The sequence below is a fragment of the Streptomyces sp. NPDC016459 genome (assembly GCF_040632845.1).
Lineage (GTDB): Bacteria > Actinomycetota > Actinomycetes > Streptomycetales > Streptomycetaceae > Streptomyces.
The window spans coordinates 924,039-947,620 of record NZ_JBEYCR010000001.1 but is presented as its reverse complement, the minus strand read 5'-3'; the positions used below and the strand labels follow the sequence as shown (position 1 = coordinate 947,620).

General features: G+C 73.4%; 18 protein-coding genes. 15 read left to right on the top strand and 3 right to left on the bottom strand.

The features are described 5' to 3' along the window. Positions 1-56 precede the first annotated feature (56 nt). Positions 57-992, bottom strand: coding sequence for a sugar phosphate isomerase/epimerase (locus tag ABZ567_RS04295; protein ID WP_360784528.1), 936 nt, complete (start codon positions 990-992; stop codon positions 57-59). 142 nt (positions 993-1,134) lie between these two features. Here ABZ567_RS04295 and iolC point away from each other — a divergent pair, with 142 nt between their 5' ends. From iolC to ABZ567_RS04265, 6 genes are all read left to right on the top strand, one after another. Continuing rightward, complete coding sequence (iolC, locus tag ABZ567_RS04290; protein ID WP_360784525.1) at positions 1,135-2,247, top strand: 5-dehydro-2-deoxygluconokinase; 1,113 nt, start codon at positions 1,135-1,137, stop codon at positions 2,245-2,247. A 9-nt stretch (positions 2,248-2,256) separates the two neighbouring features. Next, positions 2,257-3,081 carry a 5-deoxy-glucuronate isomerase gene (gene iolB, locus ABZ567_RS04285; protein WP_360784522.1) on the top strand — a complete coding sequence of 275 codons (825 nt, stop codon included), beginning with the start codon at positions 2,257-2,259 and terminating at the stop codon, positions 3,079-3,081. Further along, a complete protein-coding gene (gene iolD, locus ABZ567_RS04280; protein WP_360784519.1) occupies positions 3,078-4,937 on the top strand; it encodes a 3D-(3,5/4)-trihydroxycyclohexane-1,2-dione acylhydrolase (decyclizing) in 1,860 nt (619 codons plus the stop codon). The genes iolB and iolD overlap by 4 nt, the downstream gene beginning before the upstream one ends. 14 nt (positions 4,938-4,951) lie before the next feature. Continuing rightward, positions 4,952-6,454 carry a CoA-acylating methylmalonate-semialdehyde dehydrogenase gene (mmsA, locus tag ABZ567_RS04275; RefSeq protein WP_360784517.1) on the top strand — a complete coding sequence of 501 codons (1,503 nt, stop codon included), beginning with the start codon at positions 4,952-4,954 and terminating at the stop codon, positions 6,452-6,454. Between the two features lie 207 nt (positions 6,455-6,661). Further along, a complete protein-coding gene (locus ABZ567_RS04270) occupies positions 6,662-9,409 on the top strand; it encodes a CocE/NonD family hydrolase (RefSeq protein ID WP_360784515.1) in 2,748 nt (915 codons plus the stop codon). After that, on the top strand, positions 9,406-10,290 hold the full coding sequence (locus ABZ567_RS04265) for an ABC transporter permease (RefSeq protein ID WP_360784513.1): 885 nt from the start codon (positions 9,406-9,408) through the stop codon (positions 10,288-10,290). Before ABZ567_RS04270 ends, ABZ567_RS04265 begins: the two co-directional genes overlap by 4 nt. A 43-nt stretch (positions 10,291-10,333) precedes the next feature. On the opposite strand, the gene ABZ567_RS04260 is transcribed toward ABZ567_RS04265, so the two are convergent. Then, positions 10,334-11,056: a DNA-binding response regulator gene (locus tag ABZ567_RS04260; protein WP_360784510.1), complete on the bottom strand. Its 723-nt coding sequence runs from the start codon at positions 11,054-11,056 to the stop codon at positions 10,334-10,336. A 215-nt stretch (positions 11,057-11,271) separates the two neighbouring features. Here ABZ567_RS04260 and ABZ567_RS04255 point away from each other — a divergent pair, with 215 nt between their 5' ends. The 4 genes from ABZ567_RS04255 to ABZ567_RS04240 all read left to right on the top strand — a co-directional run bounded on the left by ABZ567_RS04255 (position 11,272) and on the right by ABZ567_RS04240 (position 16,880). Then, positions 11,272-12,924 (top strand): von Willebrand factor type A domain-containing protein, encoded by a 1,653-nt coding sequence (locus tag ABZ567_RS04255; RefSeq protein ID WP_360784507.1) that lies wholly within the window; start codon positions 11,272-11,274, stop codon positions 12,922-12,924. Positions 12,925-12,957: 33 nt separating this feature from the next. Beyond that, positions 12,958-13,425 carry an anthrone oxygenase family protein gene (locus ABZ567_RS04250; RefSeq protein WP_360784504.1) on the top strand — a complete coding sequence of 156 codons (468 nt, stop codon included), beginning with the start codon at positions 12,958-12,960 and terminating at the stop codon, positions 13,423-13,425. A gap of 388 nt (positions 13,426-13,813) precedes the next feature. Further along, positions 13,814-14,698 carry an AfsR/SARP family transcriptional regulator gene (locus tag ABZ567_RS04245; protein WP_360784501.1) on the top strand — a complete coding sequence of 295 codons (885 nt, stop codon included), beginning with the start codon at positions 13,814-13,816 and terminating at the stop codon, positions 14,696-14,698. 154 nt (positions 14,699-14,852) lie between these two features. Then, on the top strand, positions 14,853-16,880 hold the full coding sequence (locus ABZ567_RS04240) for a helix-turn-helix domain-containing protein (RefSeq protein ID WP_360784498.1): 2,028 nt from the start codon (positions 14,853-14,855) through the stop codon (positions 16,878-16,880). Positions 16,881-17,031: 151 nt separating this feature from the next. Here the strand turns inward: ABZ567_RS04240 and ABZ567_RS04235 are convergent, their stop codons facing one another. Then, complete coding sequence (locus ABZ567_RS04235) at positions 17,032-18,294, bottom strand: transposase (RefSeq protein WP_360784495.1); 1,263 nt, start codon at positions 18,292-18,294, stop codon at positions 17,032-17,034. 384 nt (positions 18,295-18,678) lie between these two features. Here ABZ567_RS04235 and crcB (ABZ567_RS04230) point away from each other — a divergent pair, with 384 nt between their 5' ends. The 5 genes from crcB (ABZ567_RS04230) (at position 18,679) to kdpB (ending at position 23,564) form a co-directional block, all read left to right on the top strand. Beyond that, positions 18,679-19,092, top strand: coding sequence for a fluoride efflux transporter CrcB (gene crcB / locus ABZ567_RS04230; protein WP_360784492.1), 414 nt, complete (start codon positions 18,679-18,681; stop codon positions 19,090-19,092). Beyond that, on the top strand, positions 19,089-19,442 hold the full coding sequence (crcB, locus tag ABZ567_RS04225; protein WP_360784489.1) for a fluoride efflux transporter CrcB: 354 nt from the start codon (positions 19,089-19,091) through the stop codon (positions 19,440-19,442). The genes crcB (ABZ567_RS04230) and crcB (ABZ567_RS04225) overlap by 4 nt, the downstream gene beginning before the upstream one ends. Before the next feature lie 256 nt (positions 19,443-19,698). Further along, on the top strand, positions 19,699-19,788 hold the full coding sequence (gene kdpF, locus ABZ567_RS04220; protein WP_033204243.1) for a K(+)-transporting ATPase subunit F: 90 nt from the start codon (positions 19,699-19,701) through the stop codon (positions 19,786-19,788). A 9-nt stretch (positions 19,789-19,797) separates the two neighbouring features. Continuing rightward, the gene (kdpA, locus tag ABZ567_RS04215; RefSeq protein WP_360784486.1) at positions 19,798-21,462 is read left to right on the top strand and encodes a potassium-transporting ATPase subunit KdpA; all 1,665 of its coding nucleotides are present in this window, start codon (positions 19,798-19,800) and stop codon (positions 21,460-21,462) included. Next, positions 21,459-23,564, top strand: a complete 2,106-nt coding sequence (gene kdpB / locus ABZ567_RS04210; RefSeq protein ID WP_360784483.1) for a potassium-transporting ATPase subunit KdpB — start codon at positions 21,459-21,461, stop codon at positions 23,562-23,564. Before kdpA ends, kdpB begins: the two co-directional genes overlap by 4 nt. The last annotated feature ends 18 nt before the right edge of the window (positions 23,565-23,582 follow it).

Sequence of the window (23,582 nt, the reverse complement as noted above, 5' to 3'; positions counted from 1 at the left end):
TCGCGCCCCCGGCGTGTCCGCGTGCGTCACCCCTGATCAGAGAGGTATGCGCCCCGTCACACGCCGCAGGAGCGCAGAAAGCGCCGGGTGCGCAGCGCGATCGGGTACGGGACGTCCGGCTCACACGGGTACATGTCCTGCTCGACGATCGCGAACAGGTCCACATCCAGCGCCGACGCGGCGGCGAGCACCGGTTCGAGCGCCGGCACCCCCGACGGCGGTTCGCACATCACGCCCCGCGCCACGGCCGGTCCGAACGGCACCCCCTCGGCCACCACCCCGGCCAGGATCTCCGGATCGACCTGCTTGAGATGGAGGTAGCCGATCCGCTCGCCGTACGTCCGGATCAGCTTGACGCTGTCCCCGCCCGCGTACGCGTAGTGCCCGGTGTCCAGGCACAGCGAGACCGCGTCCGGGTCGGTGGCGTCGAGGAACCGGGTGACGCTCTCCTCACCGTCCAGATGCGTGTCGGCGTGCGGATGGACGACGATCCGCAGCCCGTACCGCTCGCGCACCTCCCGGCCGAGACGCTCGGTCAGCCGCGTCAGGTCCCGCCACTGGTCCGGGGTCAGCTCCCGGTCCTCCAGGACCTCGCCCGTGCGGTCGTCCCGCCAGAACGACGGGATGACGACGAGCTGGTCCGCGCCCATCGCCTGCGCGAGGGCCGCGTTCTCGGCGACGTGCGCCCACGTGCGGTCCCAGACGCCGGGGCCGCGGTGGAGGCCGGTGAAGACCGTCCCCGCGGAGACCCGCAGGCCGCGCCGGGAGGTCTCCTCCGTGAGGACGGCCGGATCGGTGGGCAGATAGCCGTACGGGCCGAGCTCGATCCATTCGTAGCCCGCGCCGGACACCTCGTCGAGGAAGCGCTGCCAGGGCACCTGCCGGGGATCGTCGGGGAACCACACCCCCCAGGAGTCCGGGGCGGAGCCGATCCGGATGCGGGACGGCGAAGGAGTCGGGGGCGAGGTCGGCTGCGGTGACGGCTTCGTCATGCCTGCCACCATCGCCGCGGCCCGAGAGCAGCGTCAAGCACGCCGCTCCGGCTCGTTCGTCCGAATGTCCGGACATATCGTTGACACGCCTCCCGCCAGGCGGCTAGACCTGGGTGCGGAGACCCGATGCGAGAGGTGGCGCGTGCAGACGGAGCCGTACGACCTGATCACCATGGGGCGCCTCGGCGTGGACCTGTACCCGCTCCAGACCGGGGTCGGGCTCGACCGGGTCGAGACCTTCGGCAGGTTCCTCGGCGGCTCCCCGGCCAACGTGGCGGTCGCCGCCGCCCGGCTCGGCCGCCGCACCGCCCTCGTCTCCCGCACGGGCGCCGACGCCTTCGGTGCCTATCTGCGCCGCGAACTCAAGGGCTTCGGGGTGGACGACCGCTGGGTGACCGAGGTCGACGCGTACCCGACGCCCCTCACCTTCTGCGCCCTCTTCCCGCCCGACGACTTCCCGCTCACCTTCTACCGGCGGCCCCAGGCACCCGACCTGGAGATCCACCCGCACGAGCTCGACCTCGACGCGATCCGCGCCGCCCGGGTCTTCTGGGCGACCGGCACCGGCCTGAGCGCCGAGCCGAGCCGCACCGCGACCCTGGAGGCGCTGCGGGCCCGGTCCGGCCGTGACGTGACGGTCCTCGACCTGGACTGGCGGCCGATGTTCTGGGCGGACCCGGCGGCGGCCCGCCCGCACTACGCCGAGGCGCTGCGGCACGCGACCGTCGCCGTCGGCAACCTCGACGAGTGCGAGGTGGCGACGGGGGAGCGCGAGCCGTACGCCGCCGCCCGTGCCCTGCTGGCCTCCGACGGCGGCCGGAACCTGCGGCTCGCCGTGGTCAAGCAGGGCCCCGCGGGCGTCCTCGCCCTGGCCGCCGACGGGACGTGCGCCGAGGTGCCGCCGCTGCCGGTTGACGTCGTCAACGGGCTCGGCGCGGGCGACGCGTTCGGCGGGGCGCTCGTCGACGGCCTCCTCGCCGGCCGGGACCTGGAGACGGTCCTGCGCCACGCCAACGCCGCGGGGGCGATCGTCGCGGGCCGCCTCGCCTGCTCGTCCGCCATGCCGTACGCCGCCGAGATCGCCGAAGCCCTCACGACGGGAAGCGGCACCCTGCCGGAGACCGGGGGCGACGGACCGGAGATCGACGGCGACGTGTCGCAGACCGACGGCGACGCGCCGCAGACCGACGGCGACGCGCCGGAGACCAGGGTTGACGCCTCGCAGACCAGGGGCGACGCGTCGGGAAAGGGGTAGGGATGCGCCATGAGCCCTGACCGACCCCCGTCCCTGCACCTGCCCGCCGGGACCGCCGCCCGAGGCCCGTACGCCGTCGACATCGACCCCGCGCGGGCCGGGTGGACGTACTCCGCCCTGCGGGTCCTCACCCTCGGGCCGGGGGAGATCCACTCCTTCGGGAGCGGGGATTCCGAATGGGTCGTGCTTCCCCTCTCCGGTGCCTGTAGCGTGCGCGTCGACGGCGAGATCATCGAACTCCTGGGCCGCGCGAGCGTGTTCGAAGGGGTGAGCGACTTCGCCTACGTGCCCCGCGACGCCCACGCCCAGATCGCCTCCGGTGCGGGAGGCCGCTTCGCTTTGGCAGGAGCGAAGTGCGAGCGACGACTCCCCGCCCGCTACGGCCCCGCGCCGGAGGTTCCCGTCGAGACCCGGGGCAGCGGCAACCGGGCCCGCCAGGTGCGGAACTTCGCCTCGGCGGACGCCTTCGACTGCGACCGGCTCATCGCCGTCGAGGTCATCACGCCCGGCGGCAACTGGTCCTCCTATCCGCCGCACAAGCACGACGAGCACCGGCCCGGGGCCGAGTCCGTCCTCGAGGAGATCTACTACTACGAGATCGACGGCCCGGACGGCCTCGCCTACCAGCGGATCTCGCCCTCCCGGCCCGGCGGCGCCGACCTCCTCGCCGAGGTGCGCGACGGCGACGCCGTCCTCGTCCCCGACGGCTGGCACGGCCCCTCGATCGCCCAGCCGGGTCACACCCTCCACTACCTCAACGTCATGGCGGGCCCCGGTCCCGAGCGGGAGTGGAAGATCTGCTTCCACCCGGACCACACGGAGGGCTACGCATGAGCGTCCGACTGACCGTCGCCCAGGCGCTCGTGCGCTTCCTCGCCGCCCAGTACACCGAGCGCGACGGAGCCCGGCACCGGCTGATCGCCGCCACCTGGGGCATCTTCGGCCACGGGAACGTCGCCGGGATCGGCCAGGCCCTCGTCGAGGAACCCGGGCTCATGCCCTTCCACCAGGGCCGTAACGAACAGGCCATGGTCCACGCCGCCGTCGGCTACGCCCGCCAGCGGGGCCGGCTCTCCGCGCACGCCGTCACCACCTCCATCGGCCCCGGCGCCACCAACCTCGTCACCGGCGCCGCCCTCGCCACCGTCAACCACCTCCCGGTCCTGCTCCTGCCCGGCGACACCTTCGCCGGCCGCCCCGCCGACCCCGTACTCCAGCAGCTCCAGGTCCCGTACGCGGGCGACGTGTCGGTCAACGACTGCCTGCGCCCCGTCTCGCGCTACTTCGACCGGGTCACCCGGCCCGAGGCCCTGATCCCGGCCGCCCTCGAAGCCGCGCGGGTCCTCTCCGACCCCGCCGCGACCGGCGCCGTCACCCTCGCCCTGCCGCAGGACGTCCAGGCGGAGGCGTACGACTGGCCCGAGGAGTTCCTCGCCGAGCGGATCTGGCGGGTCCGCCGACCCCGCCCCGACGCGGCCGAACTCGACGCCGCCGTACGGGCGGTGCGGACCGCCGTACGGCCGCTGATCATCGCCGGTGGCGGGGTGAGGTACAGCGGCGCCGAGGACGCTCTGCGGGCGTTCGCCGAGCGGACCGGCATCCCCGTCGCCACCACCCAGGCCGGCAAGGGCGTCCTGCCGTACGACCATCCATGCGAGACCGGAGGCATCGGCCACACCGGCAGTTCCACCGCGAACGCCCTGGCCCGCACCAGCGATCTGGTCATCGGGGTCGGCACCCGCTACACCGACTTCACCACCGCCTCCGGCACCCTCTTCCCCGAAGGCGTCCGCTTCCTCAACCTCAACATCACCGGCTTCGACGCCCACAAGCAGGGCGCGCTGCCGCTCGTCGCCGACGCCCGCGAGGGCCTGACCGCCCTTGCCGAGGCCCTCGGCGACCACCGCAAGGACATGACGCGGTGGACGTCCTCCCGGCGGGACTGGCAGGAACGGGTCGACGCCGCCTACGCCGTCCCCGACGAGGACGCCCGCCCCACCCAGACGCAGGTCCTGGGCGTACTCGACACTCTGGTCGACGGCAGCGACATCCTGATCAACGCCGCCGGCTCGCTCCCCGGGGACCTCCACAAGCTGTGGCGGACCCGCTCACCGGACCAGTACCACGTCGAGTACGGCTACTCCTGCATGGGCTACGAGATCCCGGCCGCCGTCGGCGTCCTCCTCGCCGCACCCGACCGGCCCGTCTGGGCACTCGTCGGCGACGGTACGTATCTGATGAACCCCACCGAAATCGTCACCGCCGTGCAGGAACGCCTGCCCCTGCGGCTGATCGTCCTCCAGAACCACGGCTACGCCTCCATCGGCGGCCTCTCGGAGGCGGTCGGCGCCGAAAGGTACGGCACCGACTACCGGCACCGGGACCCGGACGGCGGCTTCACAGGACCGCCGCTCCCCGTCGACCTCGGAGCCAACGCCGCCTCCCTCGGCATGCGGGTGCTGCGCCCCCGCACCGTGCGTGACCTGCGGGAAGCCCTCGCGGACGCACGGAACGCGACGGTTCCCACATGTGTCTACGTCGAGACCGAAACGGCAGACACAGTGTCGGGCCCGCCCCCGGCCCAGGCATGGTGGGATGTGCCCGTGGCCGAGACGTCGACCCGCCCGTCGGCGGCCAAGGCCCGCGAGGAGTACGACCGGCACGTCATCGCCCGACGCCGCCATCTCTGAAGGAGTAACTCGTCATGACGAAGACCGTCCACCACTGGATCGGTGGCAAGACCGTCGAGGGCACGTCGGGCAACTGGGGCCCGGTCACCGACCCGGCCACCGGCGCCGTCACCACCCGGGTCGCGCTCGCCTCCGTCGACGAGGTCGACGCCGCCGTCGCCGCCGCGAAGGACGCGTATCTCACCTGGGGCACCTCCTCGCTCGCCCAGCGCACCACCATCCTCTTCGCGTTCCGCGCCCTGCTCGACGCCAACCGCGACGCCATCGCCGAGCTGATCGTCGCCGAGCACGGCAAGGTCCACTCGGACGCGCTCGGCGAGGTCGCCCGCGGCCTGGAGATCGTCGACCTGGCCTGCGGCATCACCACCCAGCTCAAGGGCGAGCTGTCCACCCAGGTGTCGAACCGCGTGGACGTGGCGTCGATCCGCCAGCCGGTCGGCGTCGTCGCCGGCATCACGCCCTTCAACTTCCCGGCCATGGTGCCGATGTGGATGTTCCCGATCGCCATCGCGACCGGCAACACCTTCATCCTCAAGCCCAGCGAGAAGGACCCGTCTCCGTCCCTGAAGATCGCCGAGCTGCTCGCCGAGGCGGGCCTCCCGGACGGCGTCTTCAACGTCCTGCACGGCGACAAGGTGGCCGTCGACCGTCTCCTGGAGCACCCGGACGTCGCCGCGATCTCCTTCGTCGGCTCGACCCCGATCGCCCGCCACATCCACACCACCGCCTCCGCCAACGGCAAGCGCGTACAGGCCCTCGGCGGCGCGAAGAACCACATGCTGGTCCTCCCGGACGCCGACCTCGACGCGGCGGCCGACGCGGCCGTCTCCGCCGCGTACGGCTCCGCCGGCGAGCGCTGCATGGCGATCTCGGCGGTCGTCGCCGTCGGCGCCATCGGCGACGAGCTGGTGCAGAAGATCCGCGAGCGCGCCGAGAAGATCAAGATCGGCCCCGGCAACGACCCCACCTCCGAGATGGGCCCCCTCATCACGGCCGTCCACCGCGACAAGGTCGCCTCCTACGTCCACGGCGCGGCGGACGAGGGCTGCGAGGTCGTCCTCGACGGCACCGGATACACGGTCGAGGGCCACGAGGACGGCCACTGGATCGGCCTCTCCCTCCTGGACCACGTGCCCACCACGGCCAAGGCATACCAGGACGAGATCTTCGGCCCGGTGCTCTGCGTGCTGCGCGCCGAGACGTACGACGAGGGCCTCGCCCTCATCAACGCCTCCCCGTTCGGCAACGGCACCGCGATCTTCACGCGCGACGGCGGGGCGGCCCGCCGCTTCCAGCTGGAGGTCGAGGCCGGCATGGTCGGCGTGAACGTGCCGATCCCCGTGCCCGTCGGCTACCACTCCTTCGGTGGCTGGAAGGACTCGCTCTTCGGAGACCACCACATCTACGGCAACGACGGCGTGCACTTCTACACCCGCGGCAAGGTCGTCACCACCCGCTGGCCGGACCCCTCCGACGCCCCGGCGGGCGTGGACCTGGGCTTCCCGCGCAACCACTGACACCAGGACGAACCACCGGCACGGGCCCCCGGAGCGCACCCCGCGCCCCGGGGGCCCGCCCGTCGCCGCTTCCCGGAGCCTCCGCCGCCCGGACCGCGGATACCGCGCCCGTGGTACGGGCCGGGCCCGCCGTACGACTCCAGGAGGGCGGGCACCTCCGCCCCCGGGCAGCCGTGTTCCGCGGCGCGCCCGCTTAGGCTCGACACCATGCCATTCCGAATTCCCCGGTGGGCCGCGGTCACCGCCGTCCTCGCCGTCCTCGCGGGTGCCGGCACCCTGACCGCCGTCGCCTCGGACGATCCGCCGCCCGTGCACCGAGCGGACCGGATGCTCGACCTCGACGGGGTACGGCTCGACACCTCGTACTTCACCGGCGACGGCGACGGTCGGCGGCCCGCCGTCCTCCTCGGCCACGGCTTCGGCGGCTCCAAGGACGACGTCCGCGCCCAGGCCGAGCAGCTCGCTCGGGACGGGTACGCCGTCCTCACCTGGTCCGCCCGCGGTTTCGGCGCCTCCACCGGTCAGATCGGCCTCAACGACCCGGCCCACGAGGTCGCGGACGCCCGCGGGCTGGTCGACTGGCTCGCCGCCCGGCCCGAGGTCCTCCTCGACAAGCCGGGCGATCCGCGCGTCGGTGTCACCGGCGCCTCCTACGGCGGGGCGATCTCCCTGCTCGCCGCCGGACACGACCCGCGCGTCGACGCCATCGCGCCCCAGATCACCTACTGGAACCTCGCCGACGCGCTGTTCCCCGACGGTGTCTTCAAGAAGCTGTGGGCCGGCATCTTCTTCTCCGCGGGCGCCCAGCCGGCGGCGGCGGGCGAGCGGCCCGCGACCGCGCCGCCGACGGGCGCCGGGGCGGGGAAGGCAGCCGGGGGGGTGGGGAAGGCCGCCGGGCCGGGGCAGGCCGCCGGGAAGGCCGCCGCCGAGCCCGGCGCCTGCGGGCGCTTCACCCCCGAACTCTGCGCCCTCTACCAGCGCGTCGCCGTCTCCGGGAAGCCCGACGCCGCCGCCCGCGCGCTCCTCGAAGCCCGCAGCCCGTCCGCCGTCGGGTCCCGTATCAAGGTGCCCGCCCTCCTCGTCCAGGGCCAGTCGGACTCGCTGTTCACCCTGGCCCAGTCCGACGCCATGGCCAAGGCGCTCACCGCCAACGGCGCCCCCGTCGCCGTCGACTGGATCTCCGGCGGCCACGACGGCGGCGACCGCGAGACCGAGCGCGTCGAGCGCCGCGTCAGCACCTGGTTCGACCGCTGGCTGAAGCGCGACACCTCCGTCGACACCGGCCCCGGCTTCCGCGTCAGCCGTACCGGCGGCGTCGACTCCACCGACGGCCGGGCCACCCTGCGCGCCGCGACCGCCGACCGCTATCCGGGACTCACCGCCGGCACCACCGCCGTCCCCCTGACCGGACGGCCGCAGACCTTCACCAACCCCGCCGGCGCCTCCCCGCCCGCCGTCTCCGCGGTCCCCGGTCTCGGCGGCGGAGTCGCCGGGCTCTCCTCGCTCGGCGTCGGGATCTCCCTCGACTTCCCCGGCCAGCACGCCCGGTTCGACGCGAAGCCGCAGGGCGAACCGCTCCGGATCACCGGCACCCCGACCGCCCGCGTCAAGGTCACCTCGACCGCCGCCGACGGCTCCGCGGTCCTCTTCGCCAAGGTGTACGACGTCGGGCCGGACGGCCGGCAGCAGGTCCTTCCCGCCCAGCTCGTCACCCCCGTCCGCGTCGAGGGCGCCACGGCCGGGAAGAGCGTCACGCTCACCCTGCCCGCGATCGACCACGAGGTGGAGGCCGGGCACCGGCTCCGGCTCGTCGTCGCCGCGACCGACCTCGGCTACGCCTCCCCGGTCGTCCCCGCCGGCTACACCGTCGCCGTCGAGGGCCCGCTCACCGTCCCGACCGCGCCCGGCGTCGACACCCAGGCCGCCGCCCTGCCCTGGTGGGTCTGGGGCCTGCCGCTCCTCGGTCTCGCCGCCGCCGTCGCCCTGCTGTTCGCGGCCCGGCGCCGCACCGCCGCCCCCGCGCCCGACCCCGCCCTGACCGCCGTACCGCTCCAGATCACCGGTCTCTCCAAGAAGTACAAGGGCGGCGACCGGTACAGCGTCAAGGACGTGACCTTCCGCGTCGAACAGGGCCAGATCCTCGGCCTCCTCGGACCCAACGGCGCCGGCAAGACGACCACCCTGCGCATGCTGATGGGCCTGATCACCCCCGACGAGGGCGAGATCCGGGTCTTCGGCCAGGCCATCCGGCCCGGCGCCCCGGTCCTCTCCCGGGTCGGCTCCTTCGTCGAGGGCGCCGGCTTCCTGCCGCACCTCAACGGCCGGGAGAACCTCGACCTGTACTGGAAGGCCACCGGCCGCCCCGCCGAGGACGCCCACGTGGAGGAGGCCCTGCGGATCGCGAACCTAGGCGGCGCCCTCGAACGCGCGGTGCGCACCTACTCGCAGGGCATGCGCCAGCGTCTCGCCCTCGCCCAGGCCATGCTCGGCCTGCCGGACCTGCTGATCCTGGACGAGCCCACCAACGGACTCGACCCGCCGCAGATCCGCGAGATGCGGGAGGTGATGATCCGGTACGCGGCCGGTGGCCGTACCGTCATCGTCTCCAGCCACCTCCTCTCGGAGGTCGAACAGTCCTGCACCCATCTCGTCGTCATGGACCGGGGACAGCTCGTGCAGGCGGGCCCCGTCGCCGAGATCACCGGCTCCGGTGACACCCTGCTCGTGACGCTGGCCGGGGAGGTCGACGACGCGCTCGTCGAGAAGGCAGGCGCCCTGCCCGGCGTCGACTCGGTCACCCGCACCGACGGCGGACTCCTGGTCCGTCTCGACGGCACCGACGCCACCACCCTCATCGGCGAACTCGTGCGCCTCGACGTGCCGCTGACCGGCGTCGGGCCGCACCGGCGCCTCGAAGACGCGTTCCTGACCCTGATCGGAGGAGGAGCCGCATGAGCCGGCTGCTCGACACCCCCACGGCGTCCCCGGCCCCCACGGATTCCGCCCCCGGCTACCGCGCCGGACGCACCCTGCCGCTGCGCGTCGAGGCCCTCCGCCAGTGGAAGCGCCGCCGCACCCTGATCATGGCCGGCATCCTGGTCGCCCTGCCGTTCATCCTGGTCATCGCCTTCGCGATCGGCGGCGAGGACGGCGACCGCAACGGCCGCATCACCCTGATGGACACGGCGACCGCCTCGGGCGCCAACTTCGCGGCGACCTGCCTGTTCGTCTCTGCCGGGTTCCTCCTCGTCATCCCGGTGGCGCTGTTCTGCGGGGACACCGTCGCCTCCGAGGCGAGCTGGTCCTCGCTGCGCTACCTCCTGGCCGCGCCCGTACCCAGGTCCCGGCTCCTCGCCTCCAAGCTGACGGTCGCCCTCGGCTACAGCGCGGCCGCGATGGTCCTCCTTCCGCTCGTGGCCCTGGCCGTCGGCACGGTCGCCTACGGCTGGGGTCCGCTCCAGCTGCCGACCGGCGGCTCGGTGCCCCCCGGGGACGCGCTGCTCCGCATCGGCGTCGCCGTGGCGTTCGTCTTCGCCTCCCAGCTCGTCACCGCGGGTCTGGCCTTCTGGCTGTCCACCCGCACCGACGCCCCGCTCGGCGCGGTGGGCGGGGCCGTCGGCCTGACGATCGTCGGCAACGTCCTGGACGCCGTCACCGCGCTCGGCGACTGGCGCGAGTTCCTTCCCGCGCACTGGCAGTTCGCCTGGATCGACGCGCTCCAGCCCCAGCTGGAGTGGGGCGGGATGGTGAAGGGGACCGCGATCTCCCTGACGTACGCCCTGGTCCTCTTCGCGCTCGCCTTCCGCGGTTTCGCCCGCAAGGACATCGTGTCGTAGGCCCCGCACGGCGTGAGCCCCTGAGCAGGGGCTCACCGTCTCCTCACAGCCACCCCCTCCGAGCCGCTTCCGCCCCCGCGCGGAAGCGGCTCGTCGTGCCGAGGGCCGCCATCAACTCGCCCACCCGGCGGCTGTACGTCCGGGCGGACATGCCGAGCCGGGCCGCCGCCGTCTCGTCCGTGAGCCCCGCCAGGAGGGCGTCGAGCACCGGGCGCAGCTGCGGCGGCAGATCGCCCGCCGGCGCCGGAGGCGGCGCCGGGGCGTACGACAGCTCCTCGGCCGTCGCCCAGCAGGCGTGATGGGCCCGGGCGAGGGCCTGCACCACCACCGGGTCCCGGATCAGCAGCAGTCCGTTGTAGAGCAGTTCCAGATCGAGCGGGATCGCCGCCACCGTGCGGTCGACGACGATCATCTTGAAGGGGATGGCCTCCGCGAAGCGGGCCCGGCCGGGCAGCGGGGGACCGCTTTCGAGGTGGGGCAGGGCGTGCCGCGGCACGATCCTTCTGACCTCGTCGGCCCGCTCCGCCGCCGCCCGCATGCACGCCCCGGCCAGTTCGAGGAACGGCCCGGGGATCGCGAAGGCCGCCGACGCGGCCGGGTCGTCGAAGGTCAACAGCTCGTACCGGGTGGAAGCGGCCAGGCCGGCGAGCGCCGCGCTGATGCGCCGCGCGCCCCGGACCGGCCGCCCCGCGGGCCGCCCGCCCTCGGTCACGGCCCGGTTCATCGCCGAACGGGCGAGCATCACGGAGCCCGCGCTCTCTGCCACCGCTGACCACCCCCGCCGATCGATGTCCACTCCATGTACGCATGCGACTGCACACGGTGACAACCCCTGTTGAGAAGGATGGCGAATCCATGCCACCCGGCTCGACCCCCGTCCGTCGTTGCCGCATCGAGATCCATCCGCAACTCCTTCGACGGCTCCCCGCGCGCCTTCCGTCCGTCACATTCGCAAGTGCCGCACTACGACGGGGAGATGACATGGAACGACACGAGGGACGACCGCCCGGGCGCCGAGGGGCACGGTTCTCGGCCGCGATCGCGGCCCTGCTCGCGGCCGGACTCGCCGTCGGCGGCTGCTCGGCGGGCGGTGACGGTACCCACGCCGACCGGCCGGCCCACGAGCAGGGCCGGACCGCCTCCGGGGCCCCCGACGGGCGAGGGAACGCCCGCCCCGACGCCACACAGGGGAGCGCCCGCCCCGACGCCTCCGCCGGGGGCGGCAACGAGGACGCGGGCGGCACCCGGGCGCCCGCTCCCGACTACCTGTCCACCTTCGCCCTGGACGTGGACACCGCCTCGTACGGCTACGCCCGCCGGACCCTCGCCGAGGGGCGGCTGCCCGACCCGGCGACCGTGCGCCCCGAGGAGTTCGTCAACAGCTTCCGTCCCGACTACCCACGCCCCGCCGACAACGGCTTCAGCGTGACGCTCGACGGGGCCCGCGCCGGGGCCGGCGGCTGGTCCCTGGTCCGGGTCGGGCTCGCCACCCGGGGCACCGACCCGGCCGCCGAACGGCCGCCCGCGGCCCTCACCTTCGTCGTCGACATCTCCGGCTCGATGGCGGAGCCGGGGCGGCTGGACCTCGTCAAGGAGTCCCTCGGGCTGCTCGCGGACCGGCTCCGTGACGACGACTCGTTCGCCCTCGTCACCTTCAGCGACGAGGCCGAGACCCGGCTGCCCATGACCCGGGTGGGGGAGGCCCGCGGCCGGATCCGCGAGATCGTCGACTCCCTCGCGACGACCTCGTCCACCAATGTCGAGGCAGGTGTCCGCGCCGGTTACGACGTGGCCGTCGACGGGCACAGGAAGGGCGCCACCAACCGGGTCGTGCTGCTCTCCGACGCGCTCGCCAACACCGGAGCCACCGAGGCCGCGACGATCCTCGAGCGCATCGACGAGGAGCGCAGGGAGTACGGGATCACCCTCTTCGGCGTCGGCGTCGGCAGCGAGTTCGGCGACTCGTTCATGGAGCGGCTCGCCGACCGGGGCGACGGCCAGACGACGTACGTCTCCACCTCCGCGCAGGCCCGCAAGGTCTTCGTCGACCAGCTGCCCGCCCACGTCGAGCTGCGCGCCCGCGACGCCAAGGCGCAGGTCTCCTTCGACCGGCGGACCGTCGAGACGTTCCGGCTGATCGGCTACGAGAACCGGGAGGTCGCCGACGAGGACTTCCGCGACGACCGGGTCGACGGCGGCGAGGTCGGGGCGGGCCACACCGTCACCGCGCTGTACGCGGTCAGGACACGGCCCGGCGCGTCCGGCCCGGTCGCCACGGCCACCGTCCGCTGGCTCGACCCGGCCACCCGGGCGCCGCGCGAGCGGTCCGGCACCGTCGCCACCGGTGGGCTCGCGGCCGACGTCTGGGGCGGCGGGCACGACAGCCTCCAGCTGACCGCGATCAGCGCCTACTTCGCGGACGCCCTGCGGGGCGGCGGGCTGCCCGGGGCCCCGGGGCTCCCGGCGCTCGCGGAGCGCGCCGACGCGATCGCCGGCCGGTCGGGTTCGGCGGTGGTCAGGGAACTCGCCGAGGCCGTACGGCAGGCCGACGCGCTGTTCGGTCCACGGGACGACGCAACGGGTGAAGGGCCGTCCCGGGAGGGAGAGTTGAGGTCGGGCGACCCGTACAGCTGACGCGCGCGGCGGGCAGCGGGCCAGAATGGGCCCATGGCCTCCCTGCTGCTCGCCCTCGCCGTCGGATGCACCGGGCTCTACGCCGGTTTCATGCTGATCTTCCAGACCGGGATCATGCCCGCGCTCGCCCGTCTGACGGACGCCGAGTTCGTCACGGCGATGCGCCGGATCAACGAATCCGTGCCGCGGGCCGTGTTCATGACCGTCTTCCTCGGTGTGCTCGTCTTCCCCGCCGCGGCGTACTTCGTCCCCGGCGACGGGCGCACGGACACCCAGCAGTGGCTGGTGCTCGCGGGGTCGGTGGGCGCGGTGCTCAACCACGCGGTCACCGTCGGCGGCAACGTCCCGCTCAACAACGCCCTCGCCGCGTCGGAGGCCCCGGGCGACGGCCCGGCCGCGGTCCGCGCCGCCTTCGAGAAGCGCTGGAACGGTCTCCACCGGGTCCGTACGGCCCTGATCACCCTCGCGTTCGGCCTGCTCACGGCCGCGGCCGTGTTGTAGACGCCGCCCTCAGGACCCTGATCCGCCGGACACCCCCCGGGCGCGTCCGGCCCGCCACCCCCGACACGTCGCCGCACCGGCCGCTCCCGAAACCGTACCGGGCGGCCGGATTCTGGCGTGAACTCGTGCGTGTCGCCTCTTCCGGCATCCCCGAGGACCTCCCGAAAGCGTACCCCTGAGTCCGGAAACAGTCTTCCGGTGCGTGTTCGTCTGCGCCAGTGACGAAAACCCTACGCCTCAATACCCCCATAAAGGGGGTGAATCACCCCGATATCCCGGATGGGGTTTCCGTACCCTCCGGTTTCTTATTGACATGCCTACGGGGGTCTTTTCTAATCAACGAGAGTCATCCCGCGCGCAGACACCGCACAGGCACTGAGGGGGCAAGGTGGACGTCCGGATCCTGGGGGGACTGTCGGTACGTGAGCACGGGGTGTCCATCACCCCGACGGCAGCCGCGCCCCGGCAGCTCCTCGCCCTGCTCACGGCCAGCGCCGACCAGGTCGTGCCCGTCACGGTACTGACAGAGGAGCTGTGGCCGTCCGGCGCTCCCCGCGGCGCCCGCGCCGAACTCCAGTCCCACATAACGGATTTGCGCGCCCTCATCGCCGGAGCACTGCGGCGCGGCGCCGAGCCGGCCGAGCCCGGCCCCGGCTGGTCCGAGCGGCGCACCGCCGACGCGGTCCTGGTCTCCCAGCCCGGCGGCTACCGCCTCGACACCGGTGGCGGAGCCCACGACGTGTGGCAGTTCGAGCGCGCGGCCGGCGCCGGCTACCGCGCCATGGAGGCGGGCGACCTCTCCCGTGCCGCGCTCCGTCTCGGCGAGGCGCTGGCCCTGTGGCGCGGCGAACCCTACGCGGGCGTCGCCGCGGGGCCCCGCCTCCGCCGCGAGATCGAGCGCCTCGAAGCCTCCCGGCTCAGTGTCCTCGACCAGTGGGTGGAAGCGCAGCTGGGCCTCGGCCGGCACGCCGAGCTGCTCTCCGAACTCTCCGGACTCGTCGCCCGCTACCGCACCAACGAGCCGCTCCACGCCCACTACATGGTCGCCCTGCTGCGCTGCGGACAGCACGACGAGGCCCTCACGGTGTACGAGCGGCTGCGCGTGGCGCTCAAGGGGGAGAGCGGCATGGAGCCCTCCGCCCGGCTCCGCCGCCTCCAGAGCTCGGTCCTCACCGTACGGAACTCCGCGATCCGCCCCGTGTACGCTCCCCGTATCCCCGCCCAGTACGGCCCGGCACGCGCCAGGCTCGTCCCGGTCGGCTCCGTCGGCTGACCACCGGCGCGGCAGGGGTGCCCGGGGGGACACCCCCCGGGAATGAAGTGCGGCACCTCGCCGTTGACCGACTCCCGAAGCCGAATTAGTTTCGGCGAGCAGGACGGGTTTCCGCCGAGGTGCCCGATTTCGCTCGACCACGGGGGACGGGACCATGACCTTGCACGGCACCGACGGAGCCGGTGGTGCCGACGCGCTGCTCACGGTCCTCGAACTGCTCGCCGAGCGGGCCCCGGCCGCCCGCCTCGACGCCCTCCTCGACGGGGCCCGCCGCAGCGGACTCGCCGGCGAGGAACTCCGCCGCCTCGAACGGGCCGTCGCACTGGCCGGGGAGGTCCACCGGGGCCGCGCGGACGAGGCGCGCCGCGAGGCCGGACTCGCCGCCCTCACCGACACCGCCCGCGACCTGACCTCCGCCTACGACCTCGACAGCCTCCTGCGCGTCATCACCCGCCGCGCCCGCCGGCTGCTCGACCTCGACCTGGCGTACGTCACCCTGCGCGGTCCGAACGGAGCCTGGTACGTCCACACGACGGAGGGCTCCCGCAGCGGCCGCGCCGAAGGGCCGCGGCTCGTTCCCGGCCTGAGGATCGCCGAGGGGTACGGGCTCGGCGGCGCCGTCCAGCTCCACGGCGAACCCGTCTGGACCGCCGACTACCTCGCCGACGAGCGTTTCGCCCCCTCCGGTTCCCTCGACGCCGGCGTCCACGCCCCGGCCTTCGACGAAGCCGCCGAAGCGGCCCTGCGCGCCGAGGACGTGCACGCCATGGTGACCGCGCCGCTGCGCACCGGCGACACCGTGATCGGCGCCCTCCACGGCGCCGACCGCCGCGTCCGCCACCACACCTCCGAGGAGATCCAACTCCTCGCCGCGCTCGCCGACCTCGCCGCCCTCGCGGTCGAGAAGACCGGCCTCCTCGACCGCACCAGGGCCGAGGTCTCCGAACTGGAACGGGACAGCGCCCGCGTCCGCACGAGCCTCGCCCGCATGCGGCACGTCAGCGAGGCCCACGGCCGCATCATGAACCTCGTCCTCGCGGGCGGCGACCTCTGCAACGTCGCCAAGGCCGCCGCCGACGCCCTCGACGCGACCGTCATGATCCGCGACCAGGGCGGCCGCTGCCTCGCCACCGCCGGAGACATCCCCGGCCTCGACGAGGCGGCCGTCGCCAAGGCCTCGCTCGACGCGCACGCCCGCCGCCGCCCCGTCCTCGCCGCCGACGACACCTGGGTCGCGCCCGTCATCGCCGGCTCCGAGGACCTCGGCGGTCTCGTCATCCGCGCCGCCGGTGGGCTGACCGGCGAGGACGAGCGGCTCCTCGAACTGGCCGCCCAGTCCGTCGCCTTCCTCCTCCTCATGCGGCGCTCCACCGCCGTCGCCGAAGGACCCGTCCGCGACGAGCTCCTCGACGACCTCATCGCCGACCCGCCGCACGCGCCGCAGCAGATCGCCCAGCGGGCCCGCCGCCTCGGCGTCGACCTGCGAAAACCGCACGTCCTCGTGCTGGCGAGGCCCGAGGGCGGGGAACAGGGCAGGGCCGTCGTCTGGGCGTCCTCGTACGCGTACCGCCTCTCCGGTCTGAAGACCGTGCAGGGCGGCTGCATCGTGCTGCTGCTCCCGGGGATCGACGCCTCCGCCGCCGCCAGGGCCGTCGCCGCGGAACTCTCCCCGCTGCTCGGGCACCCCGTCTCGGTCGCCGCCGCCGGACCCGGCTGGAGCCCCGACGGCGTGGCCCGCATGCACCAGGAGGCCGGACGCTGCCTGGACGCGATGAGCGCGCTCGGCGGCACCGGATCGGCGGCGTCCGTGCAGGACCTGGGGTTCCTGGGGCTGCTGCTCTCCGACGACAACGACGTCGACGGCTTCGTCGAGGCGGCGATCGGACCCGTACTCGACTACGACGCCGAGCGGTTCACCGATCTGACCCGCACCCTGGAGGCGTACTTCGCGTCCGGCGGCAGCCCGACGAACGCGGCCGAGGCGCTGCACGTCCACCCCAACACGGTGTCCCGGCGCCTCGAACGGATCGGTGAACTCCTCGGCCCCGAGTGGCAGAAACCGGGCCAGGTCCTCGAGGTCCAGCTCGCCCTGCGCCTCCAGCGCACCCGGGAGGTCCTGGCCAGGGGCCGCGCCACGACGGACCTGGCCCGCCAGCCCGCCCCACCGGAGCGCGGCACCTGACGAACCGGCACCGTGCGCGCAACCCGCGCCGCGACCACCCGTCAGCTCGCCGTGCGTGAACGCGCCTCTCGGCAGCCGGCCGCCCTCCCGGCGCCGCCGCTCCCGGCGCCCGCTGCCCCGGTCCACTCGCCGCCCGTCCGCTCGCCGTGCGTCAGCTCGCCGTGCGTCCCGAGCCGTAGGTGGGGCCGTAGGCCGCCTCCCAGTCGGTGGCGGACATGACCGTCGCCGCGTGGGCCGCCGACGCCAGCGTGATGTGACGGTGCCAGCCACGGAACGAGCGGCCCACGAAGTCCCGCAGTCCCGCCCCCTCCCCGACCTCCACGAAGTCCCGCTCCACCCGGCGGGCCAGCTTCGTCAGCCGCAGCAGGGAGCCGACCGGCGACCCGGTCAGATCGCTGATCCACACCCGGGCCGGGGCCCGCCGGGGGTCGTCCCACTCGCCGAGCAGCACCAGCGGACGCATCCGCTCCCCGCCCGGCGTGGGCAGCGCCACCCGGACGGCCGTGGCGAGCGACGTACGCGAGGTCCGCGCGCCGCCCACGGTGTCCACCCAGCTCACCGGCCTGCGCAGCCCCTTGAGCGACTCCAGGATCTGTACGGCGGTCAGCGGGCCCGCCCCGAAGCCGGGCAGCGACCGGTCGGCGATCGCGAGCCGGGAGCCCGGACCGATCCGGGCCACGACCGGCACCCCCGCCCCGGCGAGCCGGGTGAGGGCCGCCCGGCCCGCGCCGCCCCGGATGTCGAGCAGCACCGGCTTGCGGGTGACGTCGGACCAGCGAGCGGTGTCGAGCGCCGCCGCGACCGCGCACTCCTCCATGGTCTCCTCGCCGGCCTCCTGGGGGACCTCCGCCCGGTCGCGCCGGGTCCGGTCGTTGACCCAGGGGTCCGGCAGGAACAGACGCCAGTTCACGGGGACGCTCAGCTCGTCGCTGGCGAACCACACCCCGAACGCCTGCTGGCCGTGGAAGACCTGGCCGCGCTCCGGGTCGAACCGCCGGTCCACGCCCACCGAGTGCTCCCCGGCCTTCGGGATGGGCATGGGCCGCACCACCCAGGCCTGCGGGCAGCTGTTCCGCTCCAGGAACCGGGCGAGCGCGGCCCGCATGGGCTGCCAGTCCCAGGTCGAACTGGACACGAAGTGGTGCAGGCTCTGCTCGGCGGCGGGCCCGCCGATCTGGGCGGCGATGTTACGGATGGACTTGCGGCCCTGCGCGGTCAGCAGGCCGTGCAGGTACTGCTCGGCCTTCAGACGCTGGTCGCGACGCGGGAAGCCGGAGAACAGCGCGCCGCACAGCTCGGCGTAGACGTCCTCGCGCGAGCCGGCCGTGCCGACGGACCTGACGACGCCCAGGGGAACGGCCGGCGGAACAGCCCCGGCGACGGCCCTGCGCTTGATTGCGACGGATGTACTCACGACACTCCTGCCCGAAGGTTGCGCAGCTCCCTCCCGCTGCCCCACCACCGTCGCCCGACCCCGCCTCCCGGGACGAGGTGTACCCGGCACCCGAATCGGCCGCCGGATGGTGGCCGGACCACCTCCCCTCGTGTCGTCGCAGGTCAGAGGCCCTCTCCAGCATCGCGGCGCGGCCCGACGACTGCCTTTCCGGCCACCCCGTGGGGCGGGCGCGGGGGATCTGACAGACTCACCGACCCGGCTTTGACCCGTAGCAGGGCGTGGCCGGACCATCGCAGGGCGAGGCCGCACGGGCCGGCCCCCGGTTAATGCCCCAGGCCGGAGACCGCGCCTGTGCGCCTCGCCTCGAACCGCCCCGTGCGCCCGTCCTCGTACCCTGGGCGCATGGGCCTGCGCGCGGAACTGCCGGTCGTCGGGGCGGTGGCCGCCGGCGGCGCCCTCGGTGCGACCGCGCGCTACGGCGCGGCGCTGCTCTGGCCGACCCCCGAAGGCGCCTTCCCCTGGACGACGTTCACGGTGAACGCGAGCGGCTGCGCGCTGCTCGGTGTCCTGATGGTCCTCCTGACGGAGCCTCCCGCCGCGCCGCACCCGCTCCTGCGCCCCCTCCTCGGCACCGGGTTCTGCGGCGGGTTCACCACGTTCTCGACGTACAGCCTCGACACGCAGCGTCTGCTGAGCGCGGGCGACCCGACGCGCGGCCTGCTCTACCTGGGCGCGACCGTGGTCACCGCGCTCGCCGCCGTCCTGATCGGGATCGTCGTGACCAGGGCCGTACGCGGACGGGCGGCGCCCGCGTGAACTGGCTGCTCGTCGTCGCGGGAGCCGCCGTCGGCGCGCCCCTGCGGTACCTCACGGACCGTGCGATGAAGGCGTGGTTCGGCCCCGGCCTCCCCTGGGGCACGTTCACGGTGAACGTCGTCGGCTCGTTCGTGCTCGGACTGCTGGCCGGGGTCGCCTCCGCGCAGACGTACCTGCTTCTCGGCACGGGCCTGTGCGGCGCCCTCACGACGTACTCGACCTTCTCGTACGAGACGTACGCCCTGTACGAGCGCGGGGCGAAGGGGTACGCGGTGCTGAACGTGGCCGGGAGCCTCGCCGCCGGACTCGGAGCCGTATGGCTGGGAGTGACGACGGCCGGGCTGCTGTGAGGCCAGGCCACAGGCATTGTCGCCGGTCAGCCGGGGGCCGGGCGTAGAGGACGCGTCAAGACGGGCACGCGGCGCGTCAGAGGCACGTCAACGACCGCGGTGGGCGGCCGGGCGCGAGGTTTCCTCATCTCGTCCGAGAATCCGTTCTTCCCTCTTCCTGCATCCGGGAGCTCACGATGGCCGACGTGGCCTTCGTCGTCACCACGGTCGCGGTCTTCGCGCTGGTGGCCTTCATCGCCAAGGGGGTGGCCAAGCTGTGAGCGCCGAGAACATCGTCGGTCTCCTCGTGGCCGCCGCCCTGCTTGGCTATCTCGTCCTCGCCCTCGTCAAGCCCGAGAGGTTCTGAGGCCGCCCCATGAGTCCCGTCCTGGCTGGAGTCCTCCAGCTGCTCGCCCTGGTCGTCGCGCTCGGCCTCTCGTACCGCCCGCTCGGTGACCACATGGCCCGGGTCTACTCCTCCGACCGGCACCTCCGGGTGGAGAAGTGGATCTACCGGGGCATCGGCGCCGACCCCACGGTGGAGATGCGCTGGCCCGCCTACCTGCGCGGCGTCCTGGCCTTCTCCGCCGTCGGTGTCCTCTTCCTCTACCTGCTCCAGCGGGCGCAGGGCGCGCTGCCCGGCTCGCTCGGCTTCGCGTCGATCGACCCGGACCAGGCGTTCAACACCGCCGCCTCCTTCGTGTCCAACACCAACTGGCAGTCGTACTACGGCGAACAGGCCATGGGCCACGTCGTGCAGACCGGCGGCCTCGCGGTGCAGAACTTCGTCTCCGCGGCGGTCGGGATCGCGGTCGCGGTGGCGTTCGTCCGTGGCTTCGCCCGCTCGCGCACGGGCGAGCTCGGCAACTTCTGGGCCGACCTGGTCCAGGGTGTCGTCCGGATCCTGCTGCCGATCTCCGTGATCGGCGCCCTCGTCCTCGTCGCCTGTGGCGCGATCCAGAACTTCTCCGGCATCCACGAGGTCGGGCAGTTCACGGGCGGGACGCAGCAGTGGAACGGCGGCGCGGTCGCCTCGCAGGAGGTCATCAAGGAGCTGGGCACGAACGGCGGCGGATACTTCAACGCCAACTCGGCCCACCCCTTCGAGAACCCGAACGGTCTGTCGAACCTCTTCGAGATCTACCTGATCCTGCTGATCCCCTTCGCGCTGACCCGGACCTTCGGCCGGATGGTCGGCAGCGTCAAGCAGGGGTACGCGATCCTCGGCACGATGGCCACGATCTGGCTCGGCTTCACCGCGCTCATGATGGGGACCGAGTTCGCGCACCACGGCCCCGCCTTCGACCTCGCGGGCGGTGCCATGGAAGGCAAGGAGACCCGGTTCGGGATCGCCGGCTCCTCGCTCTTCGCGGTGGCGACCACGCTCACCTCCACCGGCGCGGTGAACTCCTTCCACTCCTCGTACACCGGTCTCGGCGGCGGGATCACGATGCTGGGCATGCAGCTCGGCGAGCTCGCGCCCGGCGGGGTCGGCTCCGGCCTCTACGGCATGCTGGTCATGGCGGTCATCGCGGTGTTCATCGCCGGACTGATGGTCGGCCGCACCCCGGAGTACCTGGGGAAGAAGATCGGCGTCCGCGAGATCAAGCACGCCGCCTGCTACCTCCTCGTCACCCCCGCGCTCGTCCTCGGCTTCACCGCCGTCGCCATGGCCCTGGACACCCCGTCGCAGTCGATGACCAACACCGGCGCGCACGGCTTCTCCGAGATCCTCTACGCCTACACGTCCGGCGCCCACAACAACGGCTCCGCGTTCGCCGGTCTCGACGCCGACACCCCGTGGTTCAACACGACCCTCGGCATCGTGATGCTCCTCGGCCGGTTCCTGCCCATGGTGTTCGTCCTCGCGCTCGCCGGTTCGCTGGCCGAGCAGACGCCCGTACCGAAGACGGCGGGCACCCTGCGGACCGAGAAACCGCTGTTCACCGGTCTCCTCGGCGGCACGATCCTCGTCGTCGCCGGCCTCACCTACTTCCCGGCCCTCGCGCTGGGACCGCTCGCCGAAGGGCTCGCAGCATGAGCACCACCACTCCCACCCGGCCCCCACGGACCGAGGTGCCCACCGCCCGGCCGGCCGGAGCCGGACGCGTCGGCGGCGGACTGTTCGACCCGAAACAGCTGGTGACGTCCCTCCCCGACGCGATCAGGAAGCTCGACCCCCGGGTCATGGCCAGGTCGCCCGTCATGTTCGTGGTGCTCGTCGGCTCGCTGCTCACCACCGTCCTCGCCGCCATGGACCCGGGGGACCGGTTCGGCTGGGCGATCACCGCCTGGCTGTGGCTCACCACGGTCTTCGCCAACCTGGCGGAGGCGGTGGCCGAGGGCCGGGGCAAGGCACAGGCCGACACCCTGCGCAGGGCCAGGACGGACACGGTCGCGCGCAGGCTCACCGGCGCGGACGAGGAACGGGTGCCCGGCACCGAACTGCGCGTCGGAGACCTGGTGGTCTGCGAGGCCGGCGACGTCGTCCCCGGCGACGGGGACGTCGTCGAGGGAGTGGCGTCCGTCGACGAGTCCGCGATCACGGGCGAGTCGGCGCCGGTGATCCGCGAGTCCGGCGGCGACCGCTGCGCGGTGACGGGCGGGACGAAGGTGCTGTCGGACCGGATCGTCGTGAAGATCACGACGAGGCCCGGCGAGACGTTCGTCGACCGGATGATCGGCCTCGTGGAGGGCGCCGCACGGCAGAAGACCCCCAACGAGATCGCGCTCGACATCCTCCTCGCCTCCCTGACCATCGTCTTCCTGCTGGCCGTCGTCACCCTCAAGCCCTTCGCGATCTACGCGGGTGCCGACGAGCAGACGTCGATGATCGTCCTGACGGCCCTGCTGGTGTGCCTGATCCCGACGACGATCGGCGCCCTGCTCTCCGCGATCGGCATCGCCGGCATGGACCGGCTCGTCCAGCGCAACGTCCTCGCGACATCGGGCCGCGCGGTCGAGGCGGCGGGCGACGTGTCGACGCTGCTGCTCGACAAGACGGGCACGATCACCCTGGGCGACCGGCGGGCGGCGGAGTTCGTGCCGGTCCGGGGCGCCACCGAGGCCGAACTGGCGGACGCCGCCCAGCTGTCCTCGCTCGCCGACGAGACCCCGGAGGGCCGCTCGATCGTCGTCCTCGCCGAGGAGCGGTACGGCCTCCGCGAACGCCACCCGGGCGAACTGACGGGAGCCGTGTGGACCGGGTTCACCGCCAGGACCCGCATGTCCGGCGTGGACGTCGACGGGCGCAGCGTACGCAAGGGCGCGGCCGGGTCGGTCATGGCGTGGGTGAAGGAACGGGGAGGCGGCGTCTGCGAGGACGTGCGGGCGCTGGCCGACCGGATCTCCGAAGCCGGCGGTACGCCGCTGCTCGTCGCCCTGGAGGACGACGGGGGCGCCCGGGTCCTCGGGGTCGTCCACCTCAAGGACGTCGTCAAGGACGGCATGCCGGAGCGTTTCGACGAGTTGCGCCGCATGGGCATCCGTACCGTCATGATCACCGGCGACAACCCGCTCACCGCGAAGGCGATCGCCGAGGAGGCGGGCGTCGACGACTTCCTCGCGGAGGCGACGCCCGAGGACAAGATGGCGCTCATCAAGCGCGAGCAGGCCGGCGGGAAGCTCGTCGCCATGACCGGCGACGGCACGCACGACGCCCCGGCGCTCGCCCAGGCGGACGTCGGCGTGGCGATGAACACGGGCACGTCGGCCGCGAAGGAGGCCGGCAACATGGTCGACCTCGACTCCGACCCGACGAAGCTCATCGAGATCGTCGGGATCGGCAAGCAACTCCTCATCACCCGGGGCGCCCTGACGACGTTCTCGATCGCCAACGACGTCGCCAAGTACTTCGCGATCATCCCCGCCATGTTCACGGTGGCCTACCCGGGCCTCGACCGGCTGAACATCATGGGCCTGGCCTCGCCCCAGTCCGCGATCCTCTCGGCCGTCGTCTTCAACGCGTTGGTCATCGTCGCCCTGGTGCCGCTCGCCCTGAGGGGCGTGCGGTACCGGCCGAGCAGCGCCGACGCGATGCTCCGCCGGAACCTCGGCCTCTACGGCCTCGGCGGACTCATCGCCCCCTTCATCGGCATCAAGACCATCGACCTGCTCCTCTCCCTCGTCCCCGGGCTGAGCTGAACCGGAAAGCGTGCTGAC

Coding starts and splice junctions, on each gene's coding strand:
- crcB (WP_360784492.1), top strand. CDS start 18,679: ATGGGCCTGCGCGCGGAACTGCCGGTCGTCGGGGCGGTGGCCGCCGGC.
- ABZ567_RS04265 (WP_360784513.1), top strand. CDS start 9,406: ATGAGCCGGCTGCTCGACACCCCCACGGCGTCCCCGGCCCCCACGGAT.
- ABZ567_RS04255 (WP_360784507.1), top strand. CDS start 11,272: ATGGAACGACACGAGGGACGACCGCCCGGGCGCCGAGGGGCACGGTTC.
- kdpA (WP_360784486.1), top strand. CDS start 19,798: ATGAGTCCCGTCCTGGCTGGAGTCCTCCAGCTGCTCGCCCTGGTCGTC.
- ABZ567_RS04270 (WP_360784515.1), top strand. CDS start 6,662: ATGCCATTCCGAATTCCCCGGTGGGCCGCGGTCACCGCCGTCCTCGCC.
- kdpB (WP_360784483.1), top strand. CDS start 21,459: ATGAGCACCACCACTCCCACCCGGCCCCCACGGACCGAGGTGCCCACC.
- ABZ567_RS04295 (WP_360784528.1), bottom strand. CDS start 992: ATGACGAAGCCGTCACCGCAGCCGACCTCGCCCCCGACTCCTTCGCCG.
- mmsA (WP_360784517.1), top strand. CDS start 4,952: ATGACGAAGACCGTCCACCACTGGATCGGTGGCAAGACCGTCGAGGGC.
- iolD (WP_360784519.1), top strand. CDS start 3,078: ATGAGCGTCCGACTGACCGTCGCCCAGGCGCTCGTGCGCTTCCTCGCC.
- ABZ567_RS04240 (WP_360784498.1), top strand. CDS start 14,853: ATGACCTTGCACGGCACCGACGGAGCCGGTGGTGCCGACGCGCTGCTC.
- ABZ567_RS04250 (WP_360784504.1), top strand. CDS start 12,958: ATGGCCTCCCTGCTGCTCGCCCTCGCCGTCGGATGCACCGGGCTCTAC.
- iolB (WP_360784522.1), top strand. CDS start 2,257: ATGAGCCCTGACCGACCCCCGTCCCTGCACCTGCCCGCCGGGACCGCC.